This window comes from Rhodopseudomonas palustris, from assembly GCF_034479375.1.
Taxonomy (GTDB): Bacteria; Pseudomonadota; Alphaproteobacteria; order Rhizobiales; family Xanthobacteraceae; genus Rhodopseudomonas; species Rhodopseudomonas palustris_M.
This window is the reverse complement of record NZ_CP140155.1, coordinates 1,626,294-1,652,916: the sequence shown is the minus strand read 5'-3', so window position 1 is coordinate 1,652,916 and position 26,623 is coordinate 1,626,294. Positions and strand designations below refer to the sequence as shown.

25 protein-coding genes are annotated in these 26,623 nt (G+C 65.0%); 12 read left to right on the top strand and 13 right to left on the bottom strand.

Annotated features, from left to right (window positions below):
• Positions 1-22: 22 nt before the first annotated feature.
• The 3 genes from rpsR to SR870_RS07395 all read right to left on the bottom strand — a co-directional run bounded on the left by rpsR (position 23) and on the right by SR870_RS07395 (position 2,302).
• The gene (gene rpsR / locus SR870_RS07405) at positions 23-262 is read right to left on the bottom strand and encodes a 30S ribosomal protein S18 (protein WP_011503386.1); all 240 of its coding nucleotides are present in this window, start codon (positions 260-262) and stop codon (positions 23-25) included.
• Positions 263-267: 5 nt separating this feature from the next.
• Complete coding sequence (rpsF, locus tag SR870_RS07400) at positions 268-747, bottom strand: 30S ribosomal protein S6 (protein ID WP_322517353.1); 480 nt, start codon at positions 745-747, stop codon at positions 268-270.
• 286 nt (positions 748-1,033) lie between these two features.
• On the bottom strand, positions 1,034-2,302 hold the full coding sequence (locus SR870_RS07395; protein ID WP_322517352.1) for a GGDEF domain-containing protein: 1,269 nt from the start codon (positions 2,300-2,302) through the stop codon (positions 1,034-1,036).
• A 279-nt stretch (positions 2,303-2,581) separates the two neighbouring features.
• Here SR870_RS07395 and fabD point away from each other — a divergent pair, with 279 nt between their 5' ends.
• The 7 genes from fabD to gmk all read left to right on the top strand — a co-directional run bounded on the left by fabD (position 2,582) and on the right by gmk (position 9,314).
• Positions 2,582-3,541, top strand: coding sequence for an ACP S-malonyltransferase (fabD, locus tag SR870_RS07390; protein WP_322517351.1), 960 nt, complete (start codon positions 2,582-2,584; stop codon positions 3,539-3,541).
• 20 nt (positions 3,542-3,561) lie between these two features.
• Positions 3,562-4,299, top strand: a complete 738-nt coding sequence (fabG, locus tag SR870_RS07385; protein ID WP_322517350.1) for a 3-oxoacyl-[acyl-carrier-protein] reductase — start codon at positions 3,562-3,564, stop codon at positions 4,297-4,299.
• A gap of 314 nt (positions 4,300-4,613) precedes the next feature.
• Positions 4,614-4,853: an acyl carrier protein gene (locus SR870_RS07380; RefSeq protein WP_002716125.1), complete on the top strand. Its 240-nt coding sequence runs from the start codon at positions 4,614-4,616 to the stop codon at positions 4,851-4,853.
• A gap of 97 nt (positions 4,854-4,950) precedes the next feature.
• Positions 4,951-6,216, top strand: a complete 1,266-nt coding sequence (gene fabF, locus SR870_RS07375) for a beta-ketoacyl-ACP synthase II (protein ID WP_322518222.1) — start codon at positions 4,951-4,953, stop codon at positions 6,214-6,216.
• 200 nt (positions 6,217-6,416) lie between these two features.
• The gene (gene mltG, locus SR870_RS07370) at positions 6,417-7,664 is read left to right on the top strand and encodes an endolytic transglycosylase MltG (protein ID WP_322517349.1); all 1,248 of its coding nucleotides are present in this window, start codon (positions 6,417-6,419) and stop codon (positions 7,662-7,664) included.
• Between the two features lie 97 nt (positions 7,665-7,761).
• Positions 7,762-8,649: a YicC/YloC family endoribonuclease gene (locus SR870_RS07365; protein WP_322517348.1), complete on the top strand. Its 888-nt coding sequence runs from the start codon at positions 7,762-7,764 to the stop codon at positions 8,647-8,649.
• A 2-nt stretch (positions 8,650-8,651) separates the two neighbouring features.
• On the top strand, positions 8,652-9,314 hold the full coding sequence (gmk, locus tag SR870_RS07360; protein ID WP_322518221.1) for a guanylate kinase: 663 nt from the start codon (positions 8,652-8,654) through the stop codon (positions 9,312-9,314).
• Between the two features lie 36 nt (positions 9,315-9,350).
• Here the strand turns inward: gmk and SR870_RS07355 are convergent, their stop codons facing one another.
• The 8 genes from SR870_RS07355 to lptF form a co-directional block, all read right to left on the bottom strand.
• Positions 9,351-10,352, bottom strand: a complete 1,002-nt coding sequence (locus SR870_RS07355; protein WP_322517347.1) for a hypothetical protein — start codon at positions 10,350-10,352, stop codon at positions 9,351-9,353.
• Between the two features lie 159 nt (positions 10,353-10,511).
• Positions 10,512-11,570, bottom strand: a complete 1,059-nt coding sequence (locus tag SR870_RS07350; RefSeq protein ID WP_322517346.1) for an alcohol dehydrogenase — start codon at positions 11,568-11,570, stop codon at positions 10,512-10,514.
• A gap of 13 nt (positions 11,571-11,583) precedes the next feature.
• A complete protein-coding gene (gene rsmA, locus SR870_RS07345) occupies positions 11,584-12,447 on the bottom strand; it encodes a 16S rRNA (adenine(1518)-N(6)/adenine(1519)-N(6))-dimethyltransferase RsmA (protein WP_322517345.1) in 864 nt (287 codons plus the stop codon).
• Positions 12,444-13,448 (bottom strand): 4-hydroxythreonine-4-phosphate dehydrogenase PdxA, encoded by a 1,005-nt coding sequence (gene pdxA, locus SR870_RS07340; protein ID WP_322517344.1) that lies wholly within the window; start codon positions 13,446-13,448, stop codon positions 12,444-12,446. The genes rsmA and pdxA overlap by 4 nt, the downstream gene beginning before the upstream one ends.
• Before the next feature lie 61 nt (positions 13,449-13,509).
• A complete protein-coding gene (locus SR870_RS07335) occupies positions 13,510-14,439 on the bottom strand; it encodes a peptidylprolyl isomerase (protein WP_322517343.1) in 930 nt (309 codons plus the stop codon).
• Positions 14,440-14,505: 66 nt separating this feature from the next.
• Positions 14,506-17,022, bottom strand: a complete 2,517-nt coding sequence (locus SR870_RS07330) for an LPS-assembly protein LptD (protein ID WP_322518220.1) — start codon at positions 17,020-17,022, stop codon at positions 14,506-14,508.
• 5 nt (positions 17,023-17,027) lie between these two features.
• Positions 17,028-18,113: an LPS export ABC transporter permease LptG gene (lptG, locus tag SR870_RS07325; protein WP_322517342.1), complete on the bottom strand. Its 1,086-nt coding sequence runs from the start codon at positions 18,111-18,113 to the stop codon at positions 17,028-17,030.
• A gap of 13 nt (positions 18,114-18,126) precedes the next feature.
• Entirely contained in the window at positions 18,127-19,293 is a 1,167-nt protein-coding gene (gene lptF, locus SR870_RS07320) for an LPS export ABC transporter permease LptF (protein ID WP_322517341.1), read from the bottom strand.
• Positions 19,294-19,700: 407 nt separating this feature from the next.
• Between lptF and SR870_RS07315 the strand changes: the two genes are divergently transcribed.
• The 3 genes from SR870_RS07315 to SR870_RS07305 all read left to right on the top strand — a co-directional run bounded on the left by SR870_RS07315 (position 19,701) and on the right by SR870_RS07305 (position 22,314).
• A complete protein-coding gene (locus tag SR870_RS07315) occupies positions 19,701-21,203 on the top strand; it encodes a leucyl aminopeptidase (RefSeq protein WP_322517340.1) in 1,503 nt (500 codons plus the stop codon).
• Positions 21,204-21,212: 9 nt separating this feature from the next.
• A complete protein-coding gene (locus tag SR870_RS07310) occupies positions 21,213-21,665 on the top strand; it encodes a DNA polymerase III subunit chi (protein ID WP_322517339.1) in 453 nt (150 codons plus the stop codon).
• Positions 21,666-21,783: 118 nt separating this feature from the next.
• Positions 21,784-22,314 (top strand): hypothetical protein, encoded by a 531-nt coding sequence (locus SR870_RS07305; RefSeq protein WP_416221134.1) that lies wholly within the window; start codon positions 21,784-21,786, stop codon positions 22,312-22,314.
• A gap of 19 nt (positions 22,315-22,333) precedes the next feature.
• Here SR870_RS07305 and SR870_RS07300 read toward each other — a convergent pair whose 3' ends face one another.
• Positions 22,334-24,211: an ABC-F family ATP-binding cassette domain-containing protein gene (locus SR870_RS07300; RefSeq protein ID WP_322517337.1), complete on the bottom strand. Its 1,878-nt coding sequence runs from the start codon at positions 24,209-24,211 to the stop codon at positions 22,334-22,336.
• Between the two features lie 179 nt (positions 24,212-24,390).
• Here SR870_RS07300 and ndk point away from each other — a divergent pair, with 179 nt between their 5' ends.
• On the top strand, positions 24,391-24,813 hold the full coding sequence (gene ndk / locus SR870_RS07295; protein WP_011441375.1) for a nucleoside-diphosphate kinase: 423 nt from the start codon (positions 24,391-24,393) through the stop codon (positions 24,811-24,813).
• 234 nt (positions 24,814-25,047) lie between these two features.
• On the opposite strand, the gene SR870_RS07290 is transcribed toward ndk, so the two are convergent.
• The gene (locus tag SR870_RS07290; RefSeq protein ID WP_322517336.1) at positions 25,048-25,836 is read right to left on the bottom strand and encodes a Crp/Fnr family transcriptional regulator; all 789 of its coding nucleotides are present in this window, start codon (positions 25,834-25,836) and stop codon (positions 25,048-25,050) included.
• Positions 25,837-26,381: 545 nt separating this feature from the next.
• On the opposite strand from SR870_RS07290, the gene SR870_RS07285 reads away from it, so the two are divergent.
• Positions 26,382-26,585 (top strand): cold-shock protein, encoded by a 204-nt coding sequence (locus SR870_RS07285; RefSeq protein WP_322517335.1) that lies wholly within the window; start codon positions 26,382-26,384, stop codon positions 26,583-26,585.
• Positions 26,586-26,623: the final 38 nt, after the last annotated feature.

Genomic DNA, 26,623 nt, shown 5'->3' with positions numbered 1-26,623 from the left:
CGAACGCCGCGGGTGAAAACGATCAGCGAATGACGTAGGGCAGCAGACCGAGGAAACGGGCGCGCTTGATGGCGCGCGCGAGTTCACGCTGCTTCTTGGCGGAGACCGCGGTGATGCGGCTCGGCACGATCTTGCCGCGCTCGGAGACGTAACGCATCAACAGCTTGGAATCCTTGTAGTCGATCTTCGGCGCGTTCGTGCCCGTGAACGGGCAGGTCTTGCGACGGCGGAAGAACGGACGGCGTGCACCTGCTTCAGCCATGATTCTTACTCCTCGCTCGCTGCGGCAGTGTCGGCGTCTTCGCGCGGACGGCGCGGACCGCGGTCGCCCCGGAAGCCACCGCCCTCGCGGTCGCCACGGCCTTCACGGTCGCCCCGGAAGCCGCCCTCGCGGGGGCCACGGTCGTCACGCTCGCGGTCGCGGTCGGCCTTGCGCATCATCGCCGAGGGGCCTTCCTCGTGCTCTTCGACGCGCACCGTCAGGTAGCGGATGATGTCTTCGTTGATGCGCTCCTGGCGCTCGATCTCGGCGACCACCGCGGAGGGGCCGTCGATGTTGAGCAGCATGAAATGCGCTTTGCGATTCTTGTTCATGCGATAGGTGAGGGAGCGAAGTCCCCAGGCTTCGGTCTTGGTGACCTTGCCGCCGAGGCCCTCGATGACGCCCGTGATCTGGGTCGTCAGTTCCTCGACCTGCTGCGTGCTCGCGTCCTGACGCGCGAGAAAAACATGCTCGTAAAGAGGCATGACAGTCCTTTCCATGTTGGCGCAGAACCGGCGGCAAGCCCTTCGAACCCTTCGGAAAGGACTCGACTGCTCAGAAGGCGGAAGCACGGGACGACGAGCCGACTGGCTCTGCCGCATCAAATTCGCCAGAAAGGTGAAAATGCTGAGACCGTCCGTTCAGCTCCCGGCCGGGATCTGCGGATGCGCGGGTTATACGGATTTTGATCGCAATGGCAAGGGTGGGGTCAATGCTGGCCGGCAACGGAGCCGAATGACGGATTTCGGGCGGCCAGTGGTTCGGCCTCCGTCATACCGCGGACCTCGTCCGGAGTTCCCCGGTTATGTGGGCATCCGGCTCGAGCGCGGGAACCAGGCTGGGTGCATCGTCGATCGAGTCGCAGTGCACGACCACCCCTTTCCCGAGCCGTTTCGCCTCGTACATCGCGCTGTCGGCCGAGCGCAACAGGTCGTCGGCGGTCTTTCCGTCACGCGGGAAAGTGGCGCTGCCGATGCTGACACCGATGCTCAGCGGGACATCCTTGCCGAGATCGAACGGCTCGGCGATCCGCGCAATCACCCGGTTGGCGATCTCGACGCTGTCCGCCGCTTCGGTGGCGGGAAGCAAGATGACGAACTCGTCGCCGCCGACCCGGAAGATCAGGTCGTCGCCGCGCACACAACCGCGCAGCCGCTCGGCCACGACCACCAGGACGGCGTCGCCGAGCTCGTGGCCGTAGCGGTCGTTGGCCGCCTTGAACCCGTCGAGATCGAGCCAGAGCACCGTCAGCGGCTGACAGCCGTTCCCGGACGTGCCGGTCGCATCTCGGAGCAGTTCCTCGAAGCGCCGATGTTGCATGGTGCGGTTCGGCAGGCCGGTCAACTGATCGTAGTTGGCCAACCACTTGTTCTCGCGCTCCGAGAGAAACAGATTGAGCAGAACATCGTAGTTTTCGAACAGCAGAATTCCCATTCCCAGTCCCCAGGCCGGGATCAGCAGCCCGACGAGGTACATTTGCGGAATTGGGGAAAAGATCATCGCCACGGTGTAGGGCGTCGCGAGGATGCAGATCTGCACGAACCCGTAGCGCGGCATGCCGGCGTTGCGTGACACGATCGCGCTCGTGAGGCCGGCGATCACGATGGCGACGAGCACGAAGAGCGGCCATTCGTCCGACATGACGCAGAGAGCGCAGCCGATCGAATAGCTGAGAGCCCATGACAGGCCGAGATACAGGGGCAGAGCGGTGGCAGGCCGGTCCGAGGCCTGTGCTTTCAGCATCTGACGGGCGACGATGCCGCGCGCGATGCCGAATGCCACTTCGATCGCGACCCAGGCGTAGGCCCACGCCGCGCCCGTGATCACTGCCGCCATGACCGTCAGCAAGGTCGTGGACAGGGTGGCGAGGAACAGCGTGCGCGTCTTGGTCTGGCTGTGCAGCAGCAATCGGCGCAGGATTGCATCGGGCTGCGGTCGAGGGCCGTTGACCAACCATTTGATAAGACGCGGCGCGACAATCGGATGTCCGACATCGGCTGCTTCATGGGGGTGAAGCTTGGTTCGGGTCACGCGGCGCATCTTGGCGAACGGCTCCTTGTTGTCCCCGATGCTTATTCCAGCGACGGTTTATGGAGGCCTTTCGCACCTGTTTGACGTTCGGATACAGTAAACGATCCATTGCCCATCGCGACTGAGAGGTTGTCGCGATCGTCCATCGTGGAGATCCGCGGTGGCTTCGCGGCTGCAGCGAACATCTCCAAAACTCTGGACCGGCCCGCGAGTTTGCGCTGGTCAGCTTGACACAGCCGGCTCGCGGGGTGTCTTACGGCGCCACTCCAGACAGGTTCAGGAACGCAGATGACGGCAGCATTCACATTCCCCGGGCAAGGCTCTCAGGCGGTCGGCATGGGCAAGGCGCTGGCCGATGCCTTCCCGGCGGCACAGGCGGTATTCGACGAGGTCGATGCCGCGCTCGGCGAAAAGCTGAGTGCGATCATCTGGGAGGGGCCGGCTGAGACGCTTCAGCTCACCGAGAATGCCCAGCCGGCATTGATGGCGGTTTCTCTGGCCGCGCTGCGGGTGCTCGAAGGCGAGGCGGGGCTGAATATCGGTCGTGACGCGGCCTTCGTGGCGGGCCATTCGCTCGGCGAATACTCCGCGCTTGCCGCCGCTGGATCCCTCAGCGTCAGCGACACCGCCCGCCTGCTGCGCATCCGGGGCCTGGCGATGCAGAAGGCGGTTCCGGTCGGCGTCGGCGCGATGGCCGCGCTGCTCGGGCTGGATTATGACGCGGCCGTGGCAGTCGCGAGCGAGGCGGCCCAGGGTCAGGTCTGCCAGGCTGCCAACGACAATGGTGGCGGTCAGGTCGTCGTCTCGGGCCACAAGGAAGCCGTGGAGCGCGCCGTCGAGATCGCCAAGGGCAAGGGGGCCAAGCGCGCGATGCTGCTGCCGGTTTCGGCGCCTTTCCATTGCTCGCTGATGCAGCCCGCAGCCGAGGCGATGGCAGAGGCTTTGGCGGGTGTGGCGATCCGGTCGCCGGCGGTGCCGCTGGTTTGCAACGTGCTGGCCTCGCCGATCACCGACCCCGATGAGATTCGCCGTCGATTGGTCGAACAGGTCACGGGCACCGTGCGCTGGCGCGAGTCGGTGGCGTATATGGCCGGCCACGGCGTCACCCGGTTCTTCGAGGTCGGCGCCGGCAAGGTGCTGAGCGGACTGGTCAAGCGGATTACCGACGGCGCGACGGGGCTGGCCATCGGCAGTCCCAATGATCTCGCGGCCGCCAAGGATGCAATCAAGGCCGGACAATCGACGTAACCGGCGGCGAAGGAGACGACATGTTCGATTTGACGGGACGAACCGCGCTGGTCACCGGCGCAACCGGCGGCATCGGCGGCGCGATCGCGCAGGCGCTGCATGGTCAGGGCGCGACGGTGGCGATTTCCGGCACGCGGCGCGAGGCGCTGGACACGTTGGCGGCGAAGCTCGGCGAGCGCGTTCACGTGCTGCCCTGCAATCTGTCGGATTCGGCCGAGGTCGAGGCGCTGGTGCCGGCGGCGGCCGAAGCCATGGGTCAGCTCGACATTCTGGTCTGCAATGCCGGCATCACCCGCGACAATCTGTTCGTGCAGTTGCGTGACGAAGATTGGGACGAGGTGATCAAGGTCAATCTCACCGCGACGTTCCGGCTGACCCGCGCCGCGACCAAGCTGATGATGCGCAAGAAGTTCGGCCGCATCATCGCGATCACCTCGGTGGTCGGCGTCACCGGCAATCCCGGGCAGGGCAACTACACGGCGTCGAAGGCCGGGCTGATCGGCATGATCAAGACGCTCGGCGCCGAATATGCCAAGCGCAACGTCACCGCCAATTGCATCGCACCGGGCTTCATCGCGACGCCGATGACCGATGTGCTGAACGACAAGCAGCGTGAAGCGATTCTCGGCAAGGTGCCTGCAGGCCGGCTGGGCACCCCCGAGGACATCGCGGCTGCGGCAGTGTATCTCAGTTCGAACGAAGCCGCCTACGTCACCGGGCAGACCATCCACGTCAACGGCGGGATGGCCATGATCTGACCTCCGGCGGCATCTCCGCTGCAACTCCTTGGCATCGCAGGCGGCGTATCGCGTCGGCGGCCGTGTCTTGTGGTCAATGCATCGGAAGTATGATAACCGGAGCACCGGCGGATAGGCAAAGAAGGCCATTGCAGGAAGTCCAAACCCTGTATATTGCCGATGGAGACCTGCCGCTGGGGGCGGTCGGTTTTCGACCTCGGGGACGGGGCAAAATCAGTACACTTTCGCGATTGCGACGGGAACTCAGCGAGTTTGACGCACCACGAAGGCTCGTATCGTCTGTCGGTCGGGTCGGAACAGCACGGGGTTAGAGAATGAGTGAGATTGGCGAGCGGGTTAAGAAGATCGTGGTGGAGCACCTCGGTGTCGAGCCGGAGAAGGTGGTCGATAGCGCCAGCTTCATCGATGATCTCGGTGCCGACAGCCTGGACACCGTCGAACTCGTGATGGCGTTCGAAGAAGAGTTCGGCTGCGAAATTCCCGACGATGCCGCCGAGACGATTCTCACCGTCGGCGACGCCACCAAGTTCCTCGAAAAGAACGCGAAGAGCTGACGCTCTGCGCGGTGAACGATGAAGCCGGACGGACCGTGCACCAACGGTCCACCGGCTTCTTGCTTTGGACCGCGCATTCTGGCCCGGAGTACGAAAAATGAGACGTGTCGTCGTCACAGGCCTTGGCATGGTTTCGCCGCTCGGCTGTGGCGTCGATTCGTCCTGGAGCCGGATTCTCAAAGGTGAAAGCGGCGCACGCAAGATCGCCGCTTTCGACGTCTCCGACCTGACCAGCCAGATCGCCTGCGTCATCCCGCGCGGCGACGGCACCGACGGCACCTACAATGCCGACCAGTGGATGGAGCCGAAGGACCAGCGCAAGGTCGACGACTTCATCGTCTATGCGATGTGCGCCGCACGTCAGGCTCTCGACGACGCCGGCTGGCATCCGTCCACCGAAGAAGAGCGCTGCGCTTCCGGCGTGTTGATCGGCTCCGGCATCGGCGGTCTGCAGGGGATCGCCGAGACCGCGCTGATTCTGAAAGAGCGCGGACCGCGCAAGATCTCGCCGTTTTTCATTCCGGGCCGCCTGATCAATCTCGCATCGGGCTATGTGTCGATCGAGTTCGGGCTCAAGGGACCGAATCACTCCGTCGTCACGGCATGCTCGACCGGCGCGCATGCGATCGGCGACGCGTCGCGGCTGATCGCGCTCGGCGACGCCGACGTGATGGTCGCCGGCGGCACCGAATCCCCGATCAGCCGCCTTGCGATGGCCGGCTTCTGTGCCGCGCGTGCGCTGTCGACCGGTTTCAACGAAACGCCACAGAGTGCGTCGCGCCCCTACGACAAGGATCGCGACGGCTTCGTGATGGGCGAGGGCGCCGGCATCGTCGTGCTCGAGGAGTACGAACACGCCAAGGCGCGCGGCGCGCGGATCTACGCCGAAGTGACCGGCTACGGCCTGACCGGCGACGCCCATCATATCACGGCGCCGGCGACGGACGGCGACGGCGCATTCCGCTGCATGAGCGCGGCGATCAAGCGCGCGGGCATTGCGGTTTCCGATATCGACTACATCAACGCGCACGGCACTTCGACGCCGCTCGGCGACGAGATTGAACTCGGCGCCGCGCAGCGGCTGCTCGGCAACGCCGCGTCGCGCGTGTCGATGTCCTCGACGAAATCCTCGATCGGCCACCTGCTCGGCGCTGCCGGCGCGGTCGAAGCGATTTTTTGCGTGCTGGCGATTCGCGACAATGTCGCGCCGCCGACCATCAACCTCGACAATCCGTCGGTCGAAACCGCGATCGACCTCGTACCGTGGAAGCCGCGCGAACGTGAAATCAACGTCGCGCTGTCGAACTCTTTCGGCTTTGGCGGGACTAATGCATCGTTGATCCTGCAGCGTGTCGTCGATTGACGCGCTGCAAACGCTTCAACGTTTCGCCGTAATCCCTGCTAAATCCTACGACATCGGGCAATATGGGGGTATGATCGGCTGCGACCCCGATGACGTCTGGAGCAATTCCACGCCGGATCTCCACAGCAACGACGTAATCCCGAACGCCGCTAGTGCGATCTTGCACCCATCCACCAGACCACAGGAATCAGGTTGCACCGATGAGTGAAAGGCCGCCGATCTCGCCGAGAAGTCCGCGCGCGGCGCTGGAACCCGAGCAACTGCCGCCGCCGCCGAAGCGATCGGATCGCGCGCGCAATCCGCTGGTGATCATAGGCAACGCCATCATCACGCTGGTGCTGGTGCTGATGATCGGCGCGGGCGGCATCTACGTCTACGGCAAGCAGAAGATCGAGGCCGACGGCCCGTTGCAGGACGACAAGGTCGTCAACATTCCGCAGCGCGCCGGACTGGGGGATATCGCGGAGATCCTGCAGCGCGAAGGCGTGATCGAAAACAATCGCTGGGTGTTCATCGGCAGCGTGCTGGCGTTGAAGGCGCGGGCGGATCTCAAGCCGGGCGAATATTCGTTTCAGAAGAACGCCAGCCTACGCGACGTGATCGGCACCATCGTCGAAGGCAAGGTAGTTCAGCACGCCGTGACGATTCCGGAGGGCCTGACCTCGGAGCAGATCGTCGCGCGTCTCACGGACAACAACATCTTCACGGGAAGCCTGCGTGAAATTCCGCGAGAAGGAACATTGCTGCCGGAGACCTACAAGTTTCCGCGCGGCACGCCGCGCGAGCAGGTGATCAACCGGATGCAGCAGGCGCAGAAACGCGTCCTGAGCGACGTCTGGGAACGCCGCAATCCGGAGATCCCGATCAAATCGCCCGAGCAACTGGTGACGCTCGCTTCGATCGTGGAGAAGGAGACCAGCAAGGCGGATGAGCGAAGCCGCGTCTCCGCCGTGTTCGTCAATCGCCTGCAGAAAAAGATGAGGCTGCAGTCCGACCCGACGATCATCTACGGCCTGGTCGGCGGCAAGGGCACGCTCGGCCGGCCGATCAAGCGCAGCGAAATTCAGCAGCCGTCCCCGTACAACACCTATGTCATCGATGGTTTGCCGCCGGGCCCGATCGCGAATCCCGGCCGGGCTTCGCTGGAAGCTGCGGCCAATCCGGCGCGAACGCGCGATCTGTACTTCGTCGCGGACGGCAGTGGCGGCCATGCCTTCAGCGACAGCTACGATCAGCATCTGAAGAACGTCGCCAAGCTGCGGGCGCTGGAGCGGCAGACACAGAACGATACGATGGAGCCCGCGGAGGATACTCCGCCGACGGCGACGGTCACTCCGGATGCGAACGCATCGGTCCCGCCTGCGCCGGCGGCGAGACCCGGGAGAAACGGCGGTGCGTCCAAGAGGCGGCCGAACGGTGCCGCTCCGGCCGCGGGCGGTCAGGATTAGTCGCGCGGCTGTTCCCATCATACGCCGTGATGGGCTAAGCTCGGCCACCCACGCTTCACGCGAATCTCAATCCTGCAATCTGCGGAGTCTGTGAGCGATGTCTTTGTCGAGCATGACGGGGTTTGCGCGCAGCCACGGCAGCAGCGGCCCCTATTCGTTCGAATGGGAACTGAAGTCCGTCAATGCGAAGGGCTTCGATTTCCGGCTGCGCATCCCGCAGGGTTGGGACGATATCGAAGCCGGGGTGCGCAAGCGCGCCGCCGAGGCGCTGTCCCGGGGCACGGTCTACGCCAACCTCACGGTGAAGCGCGCCGATGCAGCCTCGACGGTGCGCATCAACGAGGATGTGCTGACCTCGGTGCTGAAGATCGCGACCGATCTCGCAGGCAGGGTCGATGCGGTGGCGCCGAGCATCGACGGGCTGATGTCGATCAAAGGCGTGATCGAGGTGTTCGAGCCGGAGGCCGACGAGGCCGAGGAGAAAGCCGCGCGCGGTGCGGTCGAGGCCGCCTTCACGCATGCGCTCGACAGCCTGATCGAGATGCGCAAGCGCGAAGGCGCGACGCTCGCCGGTGTGCTGTCGCAGCGGCTCGACGAGATCGAAACCCTGGCCAAGAAGGCCGAGGCCGCCCCAGGACGCAAGCCGGAGGCGATCAAGGCACGGCTCGCCGAACAGGTCGCCGCGCTGCTGGAGACGTCGGAGCGGTTCGATCAGGATCGGCTGCATCAGGAAGCCATCATGATGGCGACCAAGGCCGACATTCGCGAAGAACTCGACCGCATCGCCTCCCACGTCGCGCAGGCCCGCGAGATGCTGGACACCGGCGGCGCCGTCGGCCGAAGGCTCGACTTCCTGTCGCAGGAGTTCAACCGCGAGGTGAACACCTGCTGCTCGAAGTCGATCGATATCGAACTGACCAATACGGGCCTGGCGATGAAGAACGTGGTCGAGCAGTTCCGCGAGCAGGTGCAGAATCTGGAATGAGCATGATCGACGCGGCGACGGGAAGCTTGAACGGCGTCGAGCGGCGCGGGCTGATGTTCGTGCTGTCGTCGCCATCGGGCGCCGGCAAGACCACGCTGTCGCGCATGCTGGTGAAGGAAGCGGCGTCGCTGCAGATGTCGGTCTCGGCCACGACTCGCCCGAAGCGGCCGGGTGAGGTCGACGGGCGCGACTACTTCTTCGTCGACCGTCCGAAATTCGACGCGATGGTCGCGGCCGGCGAGTTCCTGGAATGGGCCAACGTGTTCGACAATTGCTACGGCACGCCGCGCGCGCCGGTCGAAGCGGCGCTCTCCGCAGGCAAAGACGTGCTGTTCGACATCGACTGGCAGGGCACGCAGCAACTGCGCAGTCATGCGCCGAACGACGTCGTCAGCGTATTCGTCTTGCCGCCATCCGTGCAGGCGCTCGAGCATCGTCTGCATACGCGCGCCCAGGATTCCGACGAAGTCATCCACGGTCGGATGAAGAAAGCCGGCGACGAGATGAGCCACTACGACGCTTACGACTACATCGTCGTCAACGACAATGTCGGCATCGCGTTCGAGTCGGTGAAGGCCATCCTGCGCGCCGAGCAGCTCAAGCGCGAGCGGCAGGTCGGGATCGACGCGTTCGTGCGCGACATGCGGCGCGAACTCGAGAAGTAGCGGGCGGGTATCGACGCCTCTTCCGTGCAGCCTCGGTCAAGCGGCCGGACGCTTCTGCGCGCGCGCCAGCAATTCCTCGATCTCGTCGGTGCTCTTCACTTCGGTTTGGCGCTGGCGCGCGGCCTTGATCCAGGCCGGCGGCTCGGCGGGCTGCGTCGGCGGCGACGGATCGACATCCAGAGCGCTATGCTCGGCGGCGACGTCATCGGCTGCGGCCGATCTCGGCGCGTCGCGCCAGATATCCGGACGGCCGTTGGGATCGCGACGAACGACAGGCTCGCGCCTGCCGAATTTGACGATGCCGCCGACGATCAGGCCGGCGAGGGCGAGCGCGGCGAGAAGCGCCGCGATCAGCGTGGATGCGGATCCGCTCGCGGACAGCGCTGCCGCAGCGGGCGTGGCGCCCTTGGCCGCCGCCGATTGCGCAGCCGTGCGCAGCTTGCTCGACGCATCCGCCGTCGAAGCAGGGGACGCATCGATCGTGGTGGCGTCCGACCAGCGTTGGTCGATCGGCGAACCTCGGCCCGCACTGGGCTGATCGCCCGTCTGGGCCGAGTTCTGCGGAGTGGACGATGATGTGATCGCAGGAAGTGGCGCCGGGAACTGAGACGCCTGTGCCGGTTCGGCCGCTTCGCGCATCGGCGCGGGTTCTGGCTGAGACTCGAATTCGGCGCGCGCATTGGCGATCGACGGATGCAATGTCTCTGCGGTTGTTCGGACCGGTTTGGGCGAGGCTTTCGGCCCGGCAGCGGCGGTCGTCGGATCGGCTGGAGTGTTCGTGCCGCTTGCGGCCGCGTCGGTCGAGGCCGTGTCGGCCGGCTTCGCCGACTGTTCGCCCGTTGCGCGAACGTACCAGCATTTGCGCTTGTTGGTGTGGTCGGTCCGGTAGAACCAATGGCTTCCCGCCGGCGCCGGTCCCTTCGGGCCGGCGAGACATTCGCCGGCGTGTGCGGCGCTATCGGGAACGGCGGTGAGGGCGAGGCTTGCGACCAATCCGGCGCCGGCGGCGCTGAGGACCTTCGCAGTGGACTGACTCATGGCATCCCCCGATCATGATGCGGTACGGAAACTCGGCGTGCCGTGTTTTCCGCATCAAATGGGGTCGCAATAAGCCGCAAATCCGGTGGGCTTGGGACAAGAATCGGGCCTGCATTGCGGGTGGAATGGAACCCGCAATGCAGTTCCGCGGGAGCGCGATTAGTTGGTCAGCATGATGCGGCCGACGACCTTGCCGGCGCGCAACTGATCGATCCACTTCTGCACGTCGGTCATCGGCTCTTCCTTCATCGGCGTCGGCTTGATCTTGCCGGTGCGCGCCAGCGCCAGCAATTCCTTGGTCTCTTCGAGCGTGCCGACCATGAAGCCCTCGACGGTCATGCGCTTGTAGATCCACTGCACCATCGGCAGGCTGAACTGACCGCCCATCAGGCCGGACACGACGATCTTGCCGCCGCGCGCCACGGTACCGACGGCGAAGTTCATCGACTTGTCGTTGCCGGCGAAATCCACGATGCAGTCGAAGCCGCCGTCGTTTTCCTTGACGATGCGCTTGATCACATCCGGCTCGGACGGATCGTAGGCGAACGAGGCGCCGTTCTGCAGCGCCGCGTCGCGCGCGGCCGGGCTGAGATCCGCGACCGAGATCGGCTGCTTGAACATCGCCTGCGCGAGCGACAGGCCCATCATGCCGACGCCGCCGAGGCCGATCAGCAGGATGTTGCGCTGACGCGGCAGGTCCACCAGGCGCTTCAGCGCGCCATAGGCGGTGATGCCGGAGCACATCAGCGTCGCCGCGACATTGGTCGGCAGCGGGTCGTAGTCGAGCAGATACTTCGCGTCGGGCACCAGCACGTGGGTGGCGAAGCCGCCGTCGATCGCGACGCCGAGGAAGCGGTTTTTGGTGCAGAGGTTCTCGTCGCCGGCGAGGCAGTCGCGGCACTTGCCGCAGCCGATCCAGGGAAACACCGCCTTCTTCTTGCCGACCAGATCGGCCGGCGCATCGGGGCCGACTTCATCGACCACGCCGGCGATTTCGTGGCCGAGCGTGAACGGCAGCGTCATGCCACGCGTCGTGTCGAGCTTCTTGCCGCCGCCGAGATCGGCGTAGCCGTCCTGAATGTGCAGATCGGAATGGCACAGCCCGCAGCGCTCGATCCGGACCAGCACTTCGCGGCCCTGCGGCTTCGGCGTGTCGATGATGGTCTCGCACAGCGGGGCGTCGAATTTCACCAGCGATTGGCGACGCATCTGCGTCATGTCGGTCTCTCCCTTAGGGTGTGTTTTTTGTAGCTCGTATATCGGTCAATTCATTCGCCATGGCAACAAAGCCGGAGACCGGCACGGTCTCGGCGCGGCGTGTCGGATCGATCCCGGCGGCCTCGGCCAGTCGCGCCGGATCGACGCCGAGCGCCTTGAGGCTCTGCCGGAGCATCTTGCGGCGCTGTCCGAACGCGGCGGCCGCGACCTGCTCCAGTGCCGCGCGGTCGCAAGGATGGGGCGCCGCGCGGGGGACCAGGCGGACCACGGAGGAGGTCACCTTGGGCTGCGGCACGAAGGCCGAAGGCGCGATGTCGAACAGCATCCCGGTCTCGCACCGCCAGTTCGACAGCACCGCGAGCCGGCCGTAGGCGTCGTCGTCTTCGCGCGCGACGATGCGCTGCGCCACCTCGCGCTGAAACATCAGCACCATCATGTCGTACCAGGGCGGCCACGGCTCGGCGCAGAGCCAGCCGATCAGGAGCGGCGTGGCGATGTTGTAGGGCAGGTTGGCGACGATCTTTGCGCGCGCATTCCCCAGCAGCGGCCGCGGATCGAAGTCCATCGCGTCGGCGCAGACGATCTCCAGCCTGCCCGGGTAGTGCGCGGCGATTTCCTCGAGCGCGCCGAGCGCGCGCTCATCGCGCTCGATCGCTATCACGCGCCGGGCGCCGGTGGCGAGCAGCGCGCGGGTCAATCCGCCGGGGCCGGGGCCGATCTCGACCACGGTGACATCTTCGAGCGGGCCGGCGGCGCGCGCGATCCGGGCGGTGAGATTTAGGTCGAGCAGGAAATTCTGGCCGAGCGATTTCTTCGCGGCGAGGTCGTGGCGCTTGATCACGTCGCGCAGCGGCGGCAGGCCGTCGATCGCGCTCATGGCGAAGGCGCCGCAGCCATCCGGGCCGCGAGTTTCAGCGCGGCGATCAGGCTCGAAGGATCGGCGCGCCCGGTGCCGGCGATGTCGAATGCCGTGCCGTGATCGGGCGATGTGCGGATGAAGGGGAGACCGAGCGTGACGTTGACGCCTTCGTCGAAGGCGATGGTCTTGATCGGGATCAGCGCCTGGTCGTGATACATGCAGATCGCGCAGTCGTAGGTCTTGCGAGCGGCGGCATGAAACATCGTATCGGCGGGCAGCGGCCCGCGGGCGTCGATCCCGTCGCGGCGCAGGATTTCCACCGCCGGCGCGACGATGGCGCGATCCTCGCCCCCCAGCGCGCCGTCTTCGCCGGCGTGCGGGTTGAGGCCCGCGAGCACGAGCCGCGGCGCGGCGATGCCGAGGCGGCGTTGCAGATCTTGCACCACGATGCGTGCGGTCGAAACGATCAGTTCGGTCGTGAGCTGCGCGATCGCGTCGCGCAGCGAAACATGAATGGTGACCGGCACCACGGCGAGGCTCGGACACCACAGCATCATCACCGGCTGTGGCGCGGCCCCGTCGCCGCGCGCCAGTTCGGCGAGGAATTCGGTGTGGCCGGGGTGCGCGAAGCCGGCCTGATACAACACGCTCTTGGCGATCGGATTGGTGACCACTGCGGCCGCCCGACCGGCGCCGACATCGTCCACCGCCCGGCGGATCGACGCGATCGCAGCGGCGGCGCTGGTGGCGTCCGGCCTGCCGGGGTCTGCCGTCGCGGCATGTCCTGTCGCCACGACGGGCAGGGCGGTCGCAAAGGTCTCGGCGGCCTGTTCGGCACACACCTCCGCGATCGGGATGTCGACGCCCAACAGCTGCGCGCGCCGCGCCACGCAATCGCGGTCGCCGAGCAGATAGAACGGCGGTAGATCGACCGCGTCGCGGCGCATCCACGCCGCGATCGTGATATCGGGGCCGATGCCCGCGGGCTCGCCGAGCGACAAGGCTAGTGGTCTGGTCATTCCTGGTCCGTCGCCGGACGCGGCCGTGCCGCGCGAACTCGCGCGGTGCCTGTCCGCGGCCCTAGCGATACTCGATCATCGCGGCATTGCGCGACTCGCGCAAATAGTCCTTCGACTTGGCCTGAAATTTTTCCGCGTACATCTTTTCGCGGATTTCGCGCTTCATCGGCGTGTCGGCCGTGGTGGGCTTGCGCGAGCACAGCGCCACCATCTCGATCCCCTGCTTGGTCGCTTCCGGCGCCGTCATCTGGCCGACCGGGGTCTTGTCCAGGATCTCGCGCAGCGCAGGCGGGAGGTCGGCCGACGTCTTGACGACCGTGCCGCGGATCGCCGCGTTCGGCAGTGCCTTGAAGATGCGATCGGCGTCCGCGCAACTCTGCACGCGGCCGCGCAGCGACTCGGCTTCCTTGCGCCGAGCTTCCACCGCGCCCGCGCCGGAGCCGCGCGACACGATCAGCACGACCGGTCGCATCCGATACTCGAAGCTCTCGGTCGTGGCCTTTTCGTCGCCGCCCTTTGCGGCGAGCTGCGCCTGGATATCCTTCTCGCCGACCAGCAGGCTGTCCTTGAAGCGGCCGCGCACCAGGCTGGTCCAGACCATCTCGGCCTTGATCTTGGACTTCAATGTGCCCGGGCGGATGCCCTGAGCGGCGAGCATTTTCACCATCTGATCCGGCGACATCCGCATCCGCGAACTCATGCTCGCGAACGACGAATCGATGTCGGAATCGGTCGGGTTGACGCCGAACTTCTTGCCTTCCCTGATTTTGACTTTCTCGTCGATCAGTTCGTCGAGAATCTGCTGACGCGTGCGGGATTGGTTCGACAGTCTGTCGAGCTTGGAGCGCTGCTCGATGTCGAAATTGGTGATCGGCTCGCCATTGACCATGACGGCGACGGACTGCGCGCGCGTGGGTCCGATTCCGCCCCACATGGTGACGGCGCAGGCCAGCGCCAGAGCGAAAATACGAAAGGAAACCTTGGTCGTCATGGGTCGCATATGCCTCCCAGCCGATGTGATTGATCAGAAACGGGGGCTGCCCGAATGTGGTCGGCGCTACTGGCTGAAAACGCCGCTCGACGCGCCCGATACGCTCTGTTGCATCGCGCTCATGCCGATGGTCCGCAGCCCGATTTGCAGCATGACCGAATGATTCAGCGTCGGCGTTGTTCCGTAATTGGCGTACGAATAGCCGGTGACATAGTTCACCGCCATCACGAAACAGTCGTCCACATAGCCGGCACCAACAATGTACTGATTGATGCGGTTTGCCTCAAGGTCCCACCGGGCGCCGCCCGAGACGACCCAGTTCGACGCTACCTTGACGGAACCCGTGGTGAGGATCCCCTGACGTCGTGTCAGGAACCCGAGGTCCGGCTGCGCCGCGTAGCTGCCGTAGATCATGCTGACGGACCAGCGATTGAACGAAGCGCTGGCTTCGGCCTCGAAGCGGTTGACGGCGAGCGTCGCCTCGTCGAGGCGCGCACGGGTGGTGAACTTGTAGGTCGAATTCGGCGAGTACGAGACGCGGCCGACATAGTCGGAACGGGCCGTCGCGAGACCGGAATCGAGGCCGGTATTGGTGATGTCCCTCACCGCGTAGGAGTTCTGTCCGAACAACTGATAGGATTGGCCGAACAGGACGTTGATCGCGCCGCCACGATCGAATTGTGTGGTCGCCTGAATGCCGACATTGGCGCGGCCGCCGCCTTCGACGCGGTCGTATCCGGAAAACTTGTCGACGCTGAACAGATTGCTGGTGTCGAACACCATGCTCTGCGCGTCCTCGTTCGGCAGCTTGCCGGCGTAGGTTTCATTCGGGCGAACGATGACCTGCGCGATCGGCTCGATCGTCGTGGTGCCCCACGGCTGCACGTTGATGAACGGATAGCGATATTCGAGGCCGATCGTCGGCATCACCCGGAACGCCTGGGTGTCGCCGACAGGGAGATAGTTCGACACGCCCGGCTGGTTCGAGATCGACGAATCGATCGCATCCATGCGGACGGACGCGAACGGCGTCCAGATCTGACCGTAGGGGTCGGTGAACGACCGGCGCCATTGCGCCTCGGCGGTTGCCCGGGTGTAGGTGCCGGGAATGCCGCGCAGCAGGCAGCTCGACGGCAACCCCTGAAGTGTATCCGCCGACATCGCTGCAATTGCGCCATTTGCGCACAGCCCCGTCGTATTGGCGATCGTGGTGATCGGGTCGAACTGCGCGGTCTGGCGGCTCAGGCTGGTGAGGTTGGTCCTGAAGCTGACCTCGCCGCCGAAGATGTTGCGATCGAGCGTCTTCGAATAGTCGAGCACCGGGTGGATGACCGGAATCTGGCCCTGAATGTCGGCGGCCGCCCAACCGAGATAGTGGATCGCCCGCAGATCGAAATAGGAGCGGTTACCGACGCCGGTCAGATAAATCTGCGAGGTCGCTTCCGTGGTCTGATTGAGGAAGGTGCCCCAGCTGTCGCGATATTGTGCCAGCCGATAGTCGAGGAAGAACGCGCGGTCGGACAGCAGCACGCCTTCCCAGCCGAACACCCATTTGTCGTTCAGCGCAAACTCGCCTTTGGTATCGACGGCGCCGCGCAACGTGCGGTTGCCCGGATTGGTGCCGAAGGCCGCGGGATCGGTCTGGCTGATGCCGTAAGCGCGGATCTGATAAGCGCCGTCCAGCAAACGCTGGCGGAACTCGGTCTGCATCAGCACGCCCTGCTTGGTCGTGATCCGCGGCGTCAGGGTGATGTCGTAATCCGGTGCGAGCGCCCAATAGAACGGAACTTCGAAGCCCACGCCGAAATTGGTGTTGCTCGTATAGAACGGCATCAGGAAGCCGGTCTTGCGCTTCACCGTCGGATCGGGTGTCGAGAAGTACGGCAGATAGGCCAGCGGAACGCCGAAGAATTCGAGTTGGGCGTTCTCGAAATACAGCATCTTGTCGGTCTGGTCGTGGATGATCCGCGCGCCCTTGACCTGCCACAGCGGGGGCTTTTTCGGATCATCCTTGCAGGGCGCGCAGGCGGTGTAGACGCCGTTCTGAAACACGTTGTAATCGCCATCGGTGCGATCGGCGCGCGACGCCGCGATGCGGGTGTCTTCGGCGGTGTCGACGCGCAGCGAATCGACGAACCCGTCCCGGTAGTCGTCGCTCAGATCGAGCATGTTGGCGTAGGTGATCTTGCCGGTCGCGTCCGTCATGCGGACGTTGCCTTCGGCGCGCAGACGCTTGGTGTTCTGGTCGTACACCAGCCGATCGGCTTCGACGGTGGTGCCGTTGAAGAACATCTGGACGTTGCCGACGGCCGATACCCGCTGGTTGTTGTAGTCGTAATTGACCTCGGTCGCCTGGACGAGCATCTGCCCGTCCGTCCCCGTCTGGGGCGGACGCGGCCGTACCGGGCGCGGATTATAGGTGTAGCTCTGCGCCTCCGCCGACGAGATCGACGCAAGATCGACGGCGCCCGCCAGCAGCAGGGCGGCCAATGGAATCGCGCAACTGGCCATGAGGGAGCGCTTACTGCGCACGATGGTGCGCCGCGGCAAGGCAGGCAGCTCGTCTCGGAGGGCGGCGATCATGGCCACTACCCGTCCTCCTGGTACAGCAAGGCCAAAAAACCAGCGAGGCCGCCCACACACACGGGCAACCACGCCGCAGCAAGCGGATGCATCAATTCAGCCTTGCTCAAATCCTCAGTCACTTTCGACAGGATATAGAGCAGAAAGCCTGCCCCCACGCCACTCAAAACCATCTTTTGCACGCCGCCGAAACGGAAGAATCGCAAGCTGACAGAAGCAGCTAGCATCACCATCGCGGCCAGCAAAAACGGCTTTGCCAGCAGCTTGTGATACTGCAAGCGGTACCCCGCCGTCGCGAATCCGGAACTCTCCGAGGCCCTGATGTAGGCCGGAAGTTGCCAAAATGACACACTTTCGGGCGTGGCAAAGCTGTTCCGGACCTGCGCCAGCGTCAACGCCGTCGGCAGCCGGAGGCTCTCCTGCTCCTCGGGTGCGGAATCGAGGGTGAATTTTCGAACGTCTTTCAGCAGCCAGTAGCCGGGCTCGAGCACCGCCTCGCGGGCTTCGATTCGGTCCTTGAACTGGAAATCGGGCTCGAACCGGAACACGCTGATTCCGGTCAGCACCGCTCCCTGCTGCTGGCTCCGCGCCGCGTTGATGATCGACTGTCCCTCGGGGCTGACCTGATTCATCCAGAAGCCGTTGGCATCCTGCAGGCTGCCCGAGCCCTGGCCGAACAATTCGGCCTCCATCTGCTTGGCGCGTTCCTGCATGTAGGCCGACATCGGATTGAAGACCGCGCTGGCGAACACGCCCAGCGCGAGCGCGCTCCACAGCGCCGGAGCGATGAACTGCCACGCCGACATGCCGGCGGCGCGCGCGATCACCAGTTCGAGCCGGCGCGACAGGGCGAGGTAGCAGGTCATGGCGCCGATCAGGATGCAGAACGGCAGCAACCGTTCGAGCAATTGCGGCACCCGGAAAAACGACGCCTGGGCGATCACGAAGGCAGAGACGGCAAGGCCGCCGGCGCGGCGCAACAGATCGATGTAATCGACGAACACCAGCAGCACGAACAGGCCGAAAAACACGCCGAGAGCCGACGTGACGAAACGGGCGGCGAAATAGCGTCCGAGCGTGTTCAACACCATGGCGGGCACCGCATCACGCCGGCATCGGCCGCCGGACCAGCCGGCTGAGCGAAGCGGTGAGGGCGTTGAACGCGTCGACGAGCAGTGCGGGCGGTTCGATCACCACGTTGCGCCGGATCAGCCAGACGCTCACGGCGATCGCGACGGCGAGCAACAGATATTGCAGGCCGGCAATATAAGGCGTGTGGTTGGCGACCACGGACAGCGCGAATCCCGCGAGCCGGACGACGAACGCGCACAGAACCGCGCCGACCATCGAGAAATTCCGACTCTGGCGCGTGGTTCTTGGCATTCCCAGAAATGCGAATGTCACTGCCGCGAAGAAGAACGGATAAATCGGCGCCAGCAGGCGGTCGTGCATCTCCGAGCGGAACTGCGTCGGCAATTGAACCAGCAGCGGATCTTTCGGATCCGGCCAGATCAATTCCCAGAGATAATGCTCGCGGATCCCGTAGGCGACGTCGCGGGCCCGGGAGAATTTCGACATATCGAACGCATAGCGGCTGAAGGCGACCAGCGCCGGCTCCTGCTTGCCGCCCTGGAAACGTTCGAGATGGCCATCCTCGAGCACGAGGAAGGAGCCGTCCTTGTTCTTCAGCACCGTGCCGTGGTCGGCGATGATGCTGACACGATCGTTCGGGTCGCGGCGGTCATCGATGAAAACGCCGACGAGAAGCCCGCCGGGCTGCCGCTCGCGGACGCGGATGGTCAGGTTCTGCTCGAGCTGCGCGAAGCGGCCGGGCTGCAGCACATTGGCGAGGACATCGGCGGTGATTTCGCTGTCCCACCGGGCGATGCGACGCAACCCGTCCGGCGCGATATAGGAGCCGATCAGGGTGACGAGACCCGCGACGACGATCGTGGCATAGACGAACGGCCGGAACAGTCGCAGCGGCGACAGGCCGGCGGCGTTCATCACGATGATTTCGGAGTCGGTCGCGAGCCGGTTCAGCGTATGCGCCACCGCGATCATCAACGCGATCGGGGCGATCACCAGGATCAGCACGGGGACGGCGAGGCCGGTCAGGCCGAGAAACGTCACGATGGTCTGGCCCTGGCTGGTCATCAAGTCGATGCCACGCAAAGCCTGGGTGATCCAGATCACGCCGGTGAGGCTGGCCATGACCACCGCGAACGACGTGAGAGTCGTGCGGAAAATATAGCTATCGATGGAGCCCATCGGCCGGTGAATTCCCCTGCGCCCGGATCGATCGCCACCAGGATTCGATCTGAATCCTCCCCAGGGGGCAATCTCACGGGCCGTCCCACGATCGCATTACCATCTGTCTGATCTGTCAACAAAATGGCTGACCGGCGGCGGCTTCCGGATATGGTTAATCCTGTTCAACTGTACCCCGCTTGCCACGCATTGGATCTCGCGGGTGGTGCTCCTGCACCGGTCGCGTGCGCGCAAGCTGGAACCCGGCAGACCGGCCGGGGACGAATCGTCGATCGTTTCAACGGGGTAACGATGCGCCGCTCCAGATGCCGGCTTGACTTGGGGACGCTGGGCACCAAAACAACAAGTCGCACCCGTGCCTGCCGGATTCCGTCACTGCCCGACAGCCCCTATTTGGAGGAATAGCCATGCCCGACGCCGTCAAGGTCGGCTTCGTCCCGTTTTCTGCTGCCGCGCGCGGTACGCTGGTCGTGTTCTGCGACGACGCGCTGAAATTCGGCTCGGCCACCAGCAAGGCGCTGGGGGTGGCGGTCAGCACGGTCAAACGGGCTGTGGCGGCGAGCCAGTTCAAGGGCAAGTCGGGCTCCGCGCTCGATCTGCTCGCGCCCGAGGGTCTCAAGGTCGGGCGGCTGGTCGTGATCGGCACGGGCAAGGCGGCTGCGCTCAAGGACTACGACGTCCTCAAGCTCGGCGGCGCGATCGCCGGCAAGATCGGCGCCGGCGATGCTGCGGTCACGGTGATCGCCGAACTGCCGGGCGGCGCGATGAAGCCCGAGCAGGCCGCGGCGATCGCCTCCGGCATCCTGCTGCGGGCCTACAAGTTCGATCGCTACAAGACCAAGAAGAAGGACGATGACACGAATGCGCTGAACGCCAACGTGTCGATCGCTGTGGCGGACGCCGCCGCGGCAAAGAAGGCATTCGCGCCCGACAGCGCCGTCGTCGACGGTGTGATCATGGCGCGCGAACTCGTCAACGAGCCGCCGAACGTGCTGTATCCGGAAGAATTCGCCAAGCGCGCCGCGCAACTGAAAAAGCTCGGCGTCGACATCCAGATCCTCGACGTCAAGGCGATGACGCAGCTCAAGATGGGCGCGCTGCTTGGCGTGTCGCAGGGCTCGGCGCATCCCGGCCGCACCGTGATCATGCGCTGGAACGGCGGCAAGCGCGGCGAACAGCCGGTCGCCTTCGTCGGCAAGGGCGTGTGCTTCGACACCGGCGGCATCTCGATCAAGCCGTCGGCCAGCATGGAAGACATGAAGGGCGACATGGGCGGCGCCGCCTGCGTCGTCGGCCTGATGCACGCGCTCGCCGCGCGCAAGGCCAAGGTCAATGTGATCGGCGCGATCGGTCTGGTGGAGAACATGCCGGACGGCAACGCGCAGCGCCCGGGCGATATCGTGACGTCGATGTCGGGCCAGACCATCGAGATCATCAACACCGATGCCGAGGGCCGTCTCGTGCTCGCCGACGTGCTCTGGTACGTGGCGCAGAAGCACAAGCCGAAATTCATGGTCGATCTCGCCACGCTGACCGGCGCGATCATGGTCGCGCTCGGCACCGATCACGCCGGCCTGTTCTCGAACAACGACGAACTCGCCGAACGGCTGACCGCGGTCGGTGTTTCGACCGGCGAGAAGGTGTGGCGGATGCCGCTCGGTCCGGAATACGACAAGCAGATCGACTCGCAATTCGCCGACATGAAGAACACCGGTTCGCGCAATGGCGGCTCGATCACCGCGGCCCAGTTCCTGCAGCGTTTCGTGGGCGACACGCCGTGGGCGCATCTCGATATTGCCGGCACCGCGATGGGCGCGCCGAAGACCGACATCAACCACAGCTGGGGTTCGGGCTACGGCGTTCGGCTGCTGAACGCGCTCGTTGCGGAGTACTACGAAACCAAGAAGTAATCCGATGCGATGACGGAAGTCCTCTTCTATCACCTGCAAGGACGGACGATCGAACAGGTGCTGCCGCCGCTGCTCGAGAAGTCGCTGGCGCGCGGCTGGCGAGTGGTGGTGCAGACCGGCTCGGAGGAACGCGCCGACACGCTCGACGCGCATCTGTGGACCTATCGCGACGATTCGTTTCTGCCGCACGCCACCTGGCGTGTCGCCGATGCCGCGCAGCAGCCGATCGTGTTGACGGCCGAGGAGAGCAATCCGAACGCCGCCACGGTACGCTTCTTGCTCGACAACGCAGCTTTGCCTCCCGACGCGGAGGGCTACGAACGGATGGTGTTGCTGTTCGACGGCGACGATGACGACGCGGTGGGCATGGCGCGCGATATGTGGAAGCAGAGCAGGTCGCGTGGCTTCGAGGTGACTTACTGGCAAGCCGACGCTGCCGGCCGATGGCAGAAGCGCGAATAGCCGGTCGCGACGTTAATGATATTCTGGCATCCTGCGGGCAATGCCGAGGCGGCCATTGTGGCGCCGTAAATCGATGTTTGGACAGATGCTTATGCTGCGGGATGGGACCCAATCGATCGTGCAACACAAGTTCTCTTGCCGCCCAGTCGTGCTGACTCTCGTGCTGGCCATGCCGCTTCTCGCCGGATGTTCCGGCACTTCCGATCTGCTGTCGCGTGACGCCGACTGGTTCGCGCGGCCGGGCCGGGTGTTCATCAAGAACATCTCGATCGAGACGCCGCCGCTGACGCCCGACAAACCGGTCACAGCGGAAGACCTGATCTCCGCCGACGGCATGTGTCCGGGCATGGCGCAGCCGGGCGCGGCCGACGCCAATGCGCAGGGCGGTGACCCTGCTGCCCCGGCCATGACGAGTAGCGGTACGGTGGCGCTCGGCCACACCGAATGCGACGTCGCCCGTGGCGCCGGTGCGCCCGACAGCGTCAACCTCTCGACCAACGAGCGCGGTCAGCGCGTCGTGCTGCTGACCTACGCGCGTGGTCCGCGCGCCGGAATCTACACCTTCACGGCAGGGCGGCTGACCTCGATCGAACGCGTCGCCGAACCGGCCCCGCAACCGCGGGCGGCGAAGAAGCGGAGCAGGTCGTAGCGGCTGCGCTTCCGCCCCCTCAGCCCTGCGCTTCGTCCATCGCCGAGCTCGCGTTCAGCCATTGTTCCTCGGCCTTCTGCAACGCTGCTTCGGCCTTCGCGCGTGCGGTCGAGAGCTGCGCGGCCTGTTTTGGATCGCGCGTGTACAGGTCCGGCAGCGCAAGCGCCGCATCGATCTTGGCGATAATCGCGGTGATCCGCTCGATCTCGACCTCGGCGTCGGCGATCTGCTGCTTCAGTGGAACGCGTTTTTCCGACTTCTGGCGCGGCGGCTTAGCCCCGGTGCCGTCTGAGCCTCGCTCCCTGGGCTCGCGCGATCCGCTGCGCGCGCCGCGTGACGACAACACCGCCCGACGATAGTCGTCGAGGTCGCCGTCGTAGGGTTTCACCTTGTGATCGGCAACCACCCACAACTGATCGGCGCAGGCGTCGATCAGGTAACGATCGTGCGACACCATGATGACCGCGCCGGGAAAGTCGTTGATGGCCTCGGCCAACGCGGCGCGGCTGTCGATGTCGAGATGGTTGGTCGGCTCGTCGAGGATGATCATGTTCGGGCCGTAGAAGGTCGCGAGGCCGAGCAGCAGCCGCGCCTTCTCGCCGCCCGACAGGCTCTTGACCAGCGTGTCCGCGGCCTTGCCGGAAAACCCGATCTGGCCGGCGCGGGCGCGGATCTTGCTCTCGGGTGCGTCCGGCATCAGCCTGCGGATGTGGTCGTAGGGCGAGCCGTCTTCATTCAACTCGTCGAGCTGGTGCTGGGCGAAGTAAGCGACCGACAGCTTGTCGGCGCGCGTCACGGTGCCGGAGAACGGCGTCAGCCGGTCGGCCAACAGCTTCACCAGCGTCGACTTGCCGTTGCCGTTGGCGCCCAGCAGAGCGATGCGGTCTTCGGTGTCCACGCGCAGCGTGACGTGGCGCAGCACCGGGTGCTTCGGATCGTAGCCGATCGAGACGTTGTCGGCGGCGATGATCGGCGGTGACAGCGTCTTCTCCGGCGGCGGGAAGACGATGTCGGGCACGTCGTCGCTCACCAGCCGCGTCACCGGCTTCATTTTTTCCAGCATCTTGACGCGGGATTGCGCCTGGCGCGCCTTCGAGGCCTTGGCCTTGAAGCGGTCGACGAACTCCTGCAGGTGCTTGCGCCGCGCTTCCTCGCGCTTGGCGTTCTTGGCGTCGAGCGCTTCCTTGTTGGCGCGGAACTCGGCATAGGCCGAGTAGGTGCCCCGGAAGTGCACCAGCCGGCCGCGATCGAGGTGCAGGATCTCGTTCACCGAGGTGTCGAGCAGATCGCGGTCGTGGCTGATCACGATCACCGTGCGCGGATAGTTGGCGAGGTGATCCTCGAGCCACAGCGTGCCTTCGAGGTCGAGATAGTTGGTCGGCTCGTCGAGCAGCAGCAGATCCGGCGCGGCGAACAGCGTCGCCGCGAGTGCCACCCGCATCCGCCAGCCGCCGGAGAATTCCGAGCACGAGCGGGCCTGGTCCGCAGCGGAAAAACCCAGACCGCTGAGAATGGCGGCGGCGCGCGCCGGCGCCGAATGCGCGTCGATATCGACCAGCCGGGTCTGGATGTCGGCGATGCGATGCGGATCGTGCGCGGTCTCCGCCTCCTGCAGCAGGGCATCCCGCTCCAGGTCCGCCTTGAGCACGACTTCGAGCAGGGTCTCCGGGCCGTTGGGCGCCTCCTGGGCGAGGCTGCCGACCCGCCAGCGCGGCGGCATGGTGATGCGCCCGGTCTCGGTCGCGAGGTCGCCGCGGATGGCGTGAAACAGCGTCGACTTGCCGGCGCCGTTGCGGCCGATGAAGCCGACGCGGGCGCCCGGCGCGATCTGCACCGTGCTCTGGTCGATCAGCAGCCGTCCGGCGATCCGGACCGAAATGTCGGACAAAGTGAGCATGAGCGGGTTTTGACCGGGACCGCAGCTAAAGGCAACCACGATCGGCCGGATTGTGATCGAGGTCGGCGCAACGCCGGGGGCGGACCGCTGCGATCGCCCGACGGCGCGGCTTGCCGTGCCGCGGCGGCGCCGATATAAGCGCGCAACTCTCCCGCCCCAAGCGTTTCAAGGACATTTACATGGCTGTTCAACGGACTTTCTCGATCCTCAAGCCCGATGCGACCGAGCGCAACATCACCGGCGCGATCAATGCTCTGATCGAAAAGGCCGGCCTGCGCATCGTGGCGCAGAAGCGGATTCACATGACCCGCGGCCAGGCCGAGACCTTCTATGCGGTCCACAAGGAACGCCCGTTCTTCGGCGAGCTGGTCGACTTCATGACCTCGGGTCCGGTCGTCGTCCAGGTGCTGGAAGGCGAGGGCGCGATCGCGAAGTACCGCGACGTGATGGGCGCGACCGATCCGTCGAAGGCGGCGGATGGCACCATTCGCAAGCTGCACGCCAAGTCGATCGGCGAGAACTCGGTGCACGGTTCGGATGCGCCGGAGACCGCCGCTATCGAGATCGCGCAGTTCTTCGCCGGCAACGAAATCGTCGGCTGAACAATCGACGAGATGAAACCGCACGCCGCTGATCGGGCGGCCGCGGTGACACAGGATAGGGAGGGGGCGTGGGCTGGACGAAAAGTCCTCGACCGGGCCCCCGTGGGGCGATGTCGCTCGTTTCAAGAGCGACATCCAGCAGCCAGCGTTTGGCTGTCGTCCGGGGATGACGCGCTGGTGATTGCGCGCTGATCGTCATGTCCGAAAGAATGCCCCGCGGCGTGGGCGAAGGCCTCAGGCCGTGCCGGCGATCACGTCGCCGTCGTGCCCATGTGAGCAGCCGGCATGATGGTGGCCGTCGTGTGTGACCTGCGTCCACGCATAAGCGTCGCGGACGATGTGGTAGCAATCGCAGGCGCGGTTCTCGAGCCCCGGCCGATCGATCACGCGCACCGCACCGCGGGTCTTCTGCACGATGCCTTCGGCTTCGAATTGCAGCAGCGCGTTGGTGATGCTGGCGCGGCGGACGCCAAGGCTTGCGGCCAGCAACTCATGGGTGATGTAGAGCACGTCGCTCTGAATGCGGTCGTTGGCCAGCAGCAACCATCGCGCCAGGCGCTGGTTGATCTCGTGGCGGGCGGCGCAGAGCACGCTCTGGCTGTTCTGGGCGATCAATGCCGGAACATAGCGTAGCAATTGCTCGCGGATTTGCGGCCGGCTCGCCAGCACGCGCGACAGATCCTCGGCCTCGATCCGCAGTGCGGTTCCCGGCATGGAAACGATCGAGCGCTGCGACGCCACCGACGTGCCGAGCACCAATGGGACCCCGACATATCCGAACACGCCGACCATTGCGGTCTCGACATAGTCGGTGCGGCTTCCGGAAACGTGAGAAACGAGGCCGTCCTCGATGAAGTGGATGCACTCCACCGGCCGGTTCGCCTCCTGCAGCACGGCGCGTCCCTTGAACTCGATCGGCCGCAGCATCGGCTTGAGGGCCTGAAAATCGTCGGGTGAGAGTTGCGCCAGAACGCGGTTCTTCACCGTCGAAGGGCATTCGTTATCGTTGATGTGGCTGGGCACGATCAGGATCAACTCCTCGCACGCGGGGCGATTGTCAGGTTGCGAAGGGAACCAGCCGCGGCCGATTCAACCGCAACAGTAGTCAAGTGCGGCGCGCATGAACATCGCGCGGGGTGTTCAAAATTGTCGCATGCCGTGAAAGGACCGGATGGGCGGCGCAGTGAGGGACGGATCTCCCAGGCACGCGTATCCGCGCCTCGTCCGGAACCCGGTTCGGAACCGGCCTGAAGGCGACGGTGAGCGGGCCGGTCGGACCGGCGAACTACGCGGCGCAACTATGCGGCGCTTATTTGTGCGCCACCCGCGAGGCTTGCTAACCGGGAAAAATCATGTTGCAATTGACCCGCAATCGGATGTGGGCCGTTCGGCTTTATGTTTCGCGACTCGAAAATCAGCACTTTGCAGTCGAGGCTTGAAGATCAGGGCTTGAAGATCAGGGCCTGGAAGCAAGGCTTGGAAGCAGGCAGGGCGACGGGATCGCCGTTTGTGGCGTGGCACGCAGATAGCGAGCCGCGTCTTTTTTGTGTCTAGACAGGAGACAGGCGATGCAAAAGGGCACCGTCAAGTGGTTCAACCCCACCAAGGGTTATGGCTTCATCCGCCCCACCAGCGGCGACAAGGACGTCTTCGTCCACATCTCGGCGGTCGAGCGCGCCGGGCTCAGCACCCTGAATGAAAACCAGGCGATCGAATACGAGCTGGTCGAAAACCGCGGCAAGACCTCGGCGGAGAACCTGAAAATCACCTGAGCCGGTTCGTTCGTCGGGTCTCGCCTGCACCGGCTGAA

Bases quoted from the DNA above. Each gene is read 5' to 3' on its own strand.
- rpsR (WP_011503386.1), bottom strand. From the start codon at position 262: ATGGCTGAAGCAGGTGCACGCCGTCCGTTCTTCCGCCGTCGCAAGACC.
- rpsF (WP_322517353.1), bottom strand. From the start codon at position 747: ATGCCTCTTTACGAGCATGTTTTTCTCGCGCGTCAGGACGCGAGCACG.
- SR870_RS07395 (WP_322517352.1), bottom strand. From the start codon at position 2,302: ATGCGCCGCGTGACCCGAACCAAGCTTCACCCCCATGAAGCAGCCGAT.
- fabD (WP_322517351.1), top strand. From the start codon at position 2,582: ATGACGGCAGCATTCACATTCCCCGGGCAAGGCTCTCAGGCGGTCGGC.
- fabG (WP_322517350.1), top strand. From the start codon at position 3,562: ATGTTCGATTTGACGGGACGAACCGCGCTGGTCACCGGCGCAACCGGC.
- SR870_RS07380 (WP_002716125.1), top strand. From the start codon at position 4,614: ATGAGTGAGATTGGCGAGCGGGTTAAGAAGATCGTGGTGGAGCACCTC.
- fabF (WP_322518222.1), top strand. From the start codon at position 4,951: ATGAGACGTGTCGTCGTCACAGGCCTTGGCATGGTTTCGCCGCTCGGC.
- mltG (WP_322517349.1), top strand. From the start codon at position 6,417: ATGAGTGAAAGGCCGCCGATCTCGCCGAGAAGTCCGCGCGCGGCGCTG.
- SR870_RS07365 (WP_322517348.1), top strand. From the start codon at position 7,762: ATGTCTTTGTCGAGCATGACGGGGTTTGCGCGCAGCCACGGCAGCAGC.
- gmk (WP_322518221.1), top strand. From the start codon at position 8,652: ATGATCGACGCGGCGACGGGAAGCTTGAACGGCGTCGAGCGGCGCGGG.
- SR870_RS07355 (WP_322517347.1), bottom strand. From the start codon at position 10,352: ATGAGTCAGTCCACTGCGAAGGTCCTCAGCGCCGCCGGCGCCGGATTG.
- SR870_RS07350 (WP_322517346.1), bottom strand. From the start codon at position 11,570: ATGACGCAGATGCGTCGCCAATCGCTGGTGAAATTCGACGCCCCGCTG.
- rsmA (WP_322517345.1), bottom strand. From the start codon at position 12,447: ATGAGCGCGATCGACGGCCTGCCGCCGCTGCGCGACGTGATCAAGCGC.
- pdxA (WP_322517344.1), bottom strand. From the start codon at position 13,448: ATGACCAGACCACTAGCCTTGTCGCTCGGCGAGCCCGCGGGCATCGGC.
- SR870_RS07335 (WP_322517343.1), bottom strand. From the start codon at position 14,439: ATGACGACCAAGGTTTCCTTTCGTATTTTCGCTCTGGCGCTGGCCTGC.
- SR870_RS07330 (WP_322518220.1), bottom strand. From the start codon at position 17,022: ATGATCGCCGCCCTCCGAGACGAGCTGCCTGCCTTGCCGCGGCGCACC.
- lptG (WP_322517342.1), bottom strand. From the start codon at position 18,113: ATGGTGTTGAACACGCTCGGACGCTATTTCGCCGCCCGTTTCGTCACG.
- lptF (WP_322517341.1), bottom strand. From the start codon at position 19,293: ATGGGCTCCATCGATAGCTATATTTTCCGCACGACTCTCACGTCGTTC.
- SR870_RS07315 (WP_322517340.1), top strand. From the start codon at position 19,701: ATGCCCGACGCCGTCAAGGTCGGCTTCGTCCCGTTTTCTGCTGCCGCG.
- SR870_RS07310 (WP_322517339.1), top strand. From the start codon at position 21,213: ATGACGGAAGTCCTCTTCTATCACCTGCAAGGACGGACGATCGAACAG.
- SR870_RS07300 (WP_322517337.1), bottom strand. From the start codon at position 24,211: ATGCTCACTTTGTCCGACATTTCGGTCCGGATCGCCGGACGGCTGCTG.
- ndk (WP_011441375.1), top strand. From the start codon at position 24,391: ATGGCTGTTCAACGGACTTTCTCGATCCTCAAGCCCGATGCGACCGAG.
- SR870_RS07285 (WP_322517335.1), top strand. From the start codon at position 26,382: ATGCAAAAGGGCACCGTCAAGTGGTTCAACCCCACCAAGGGTTATGGC.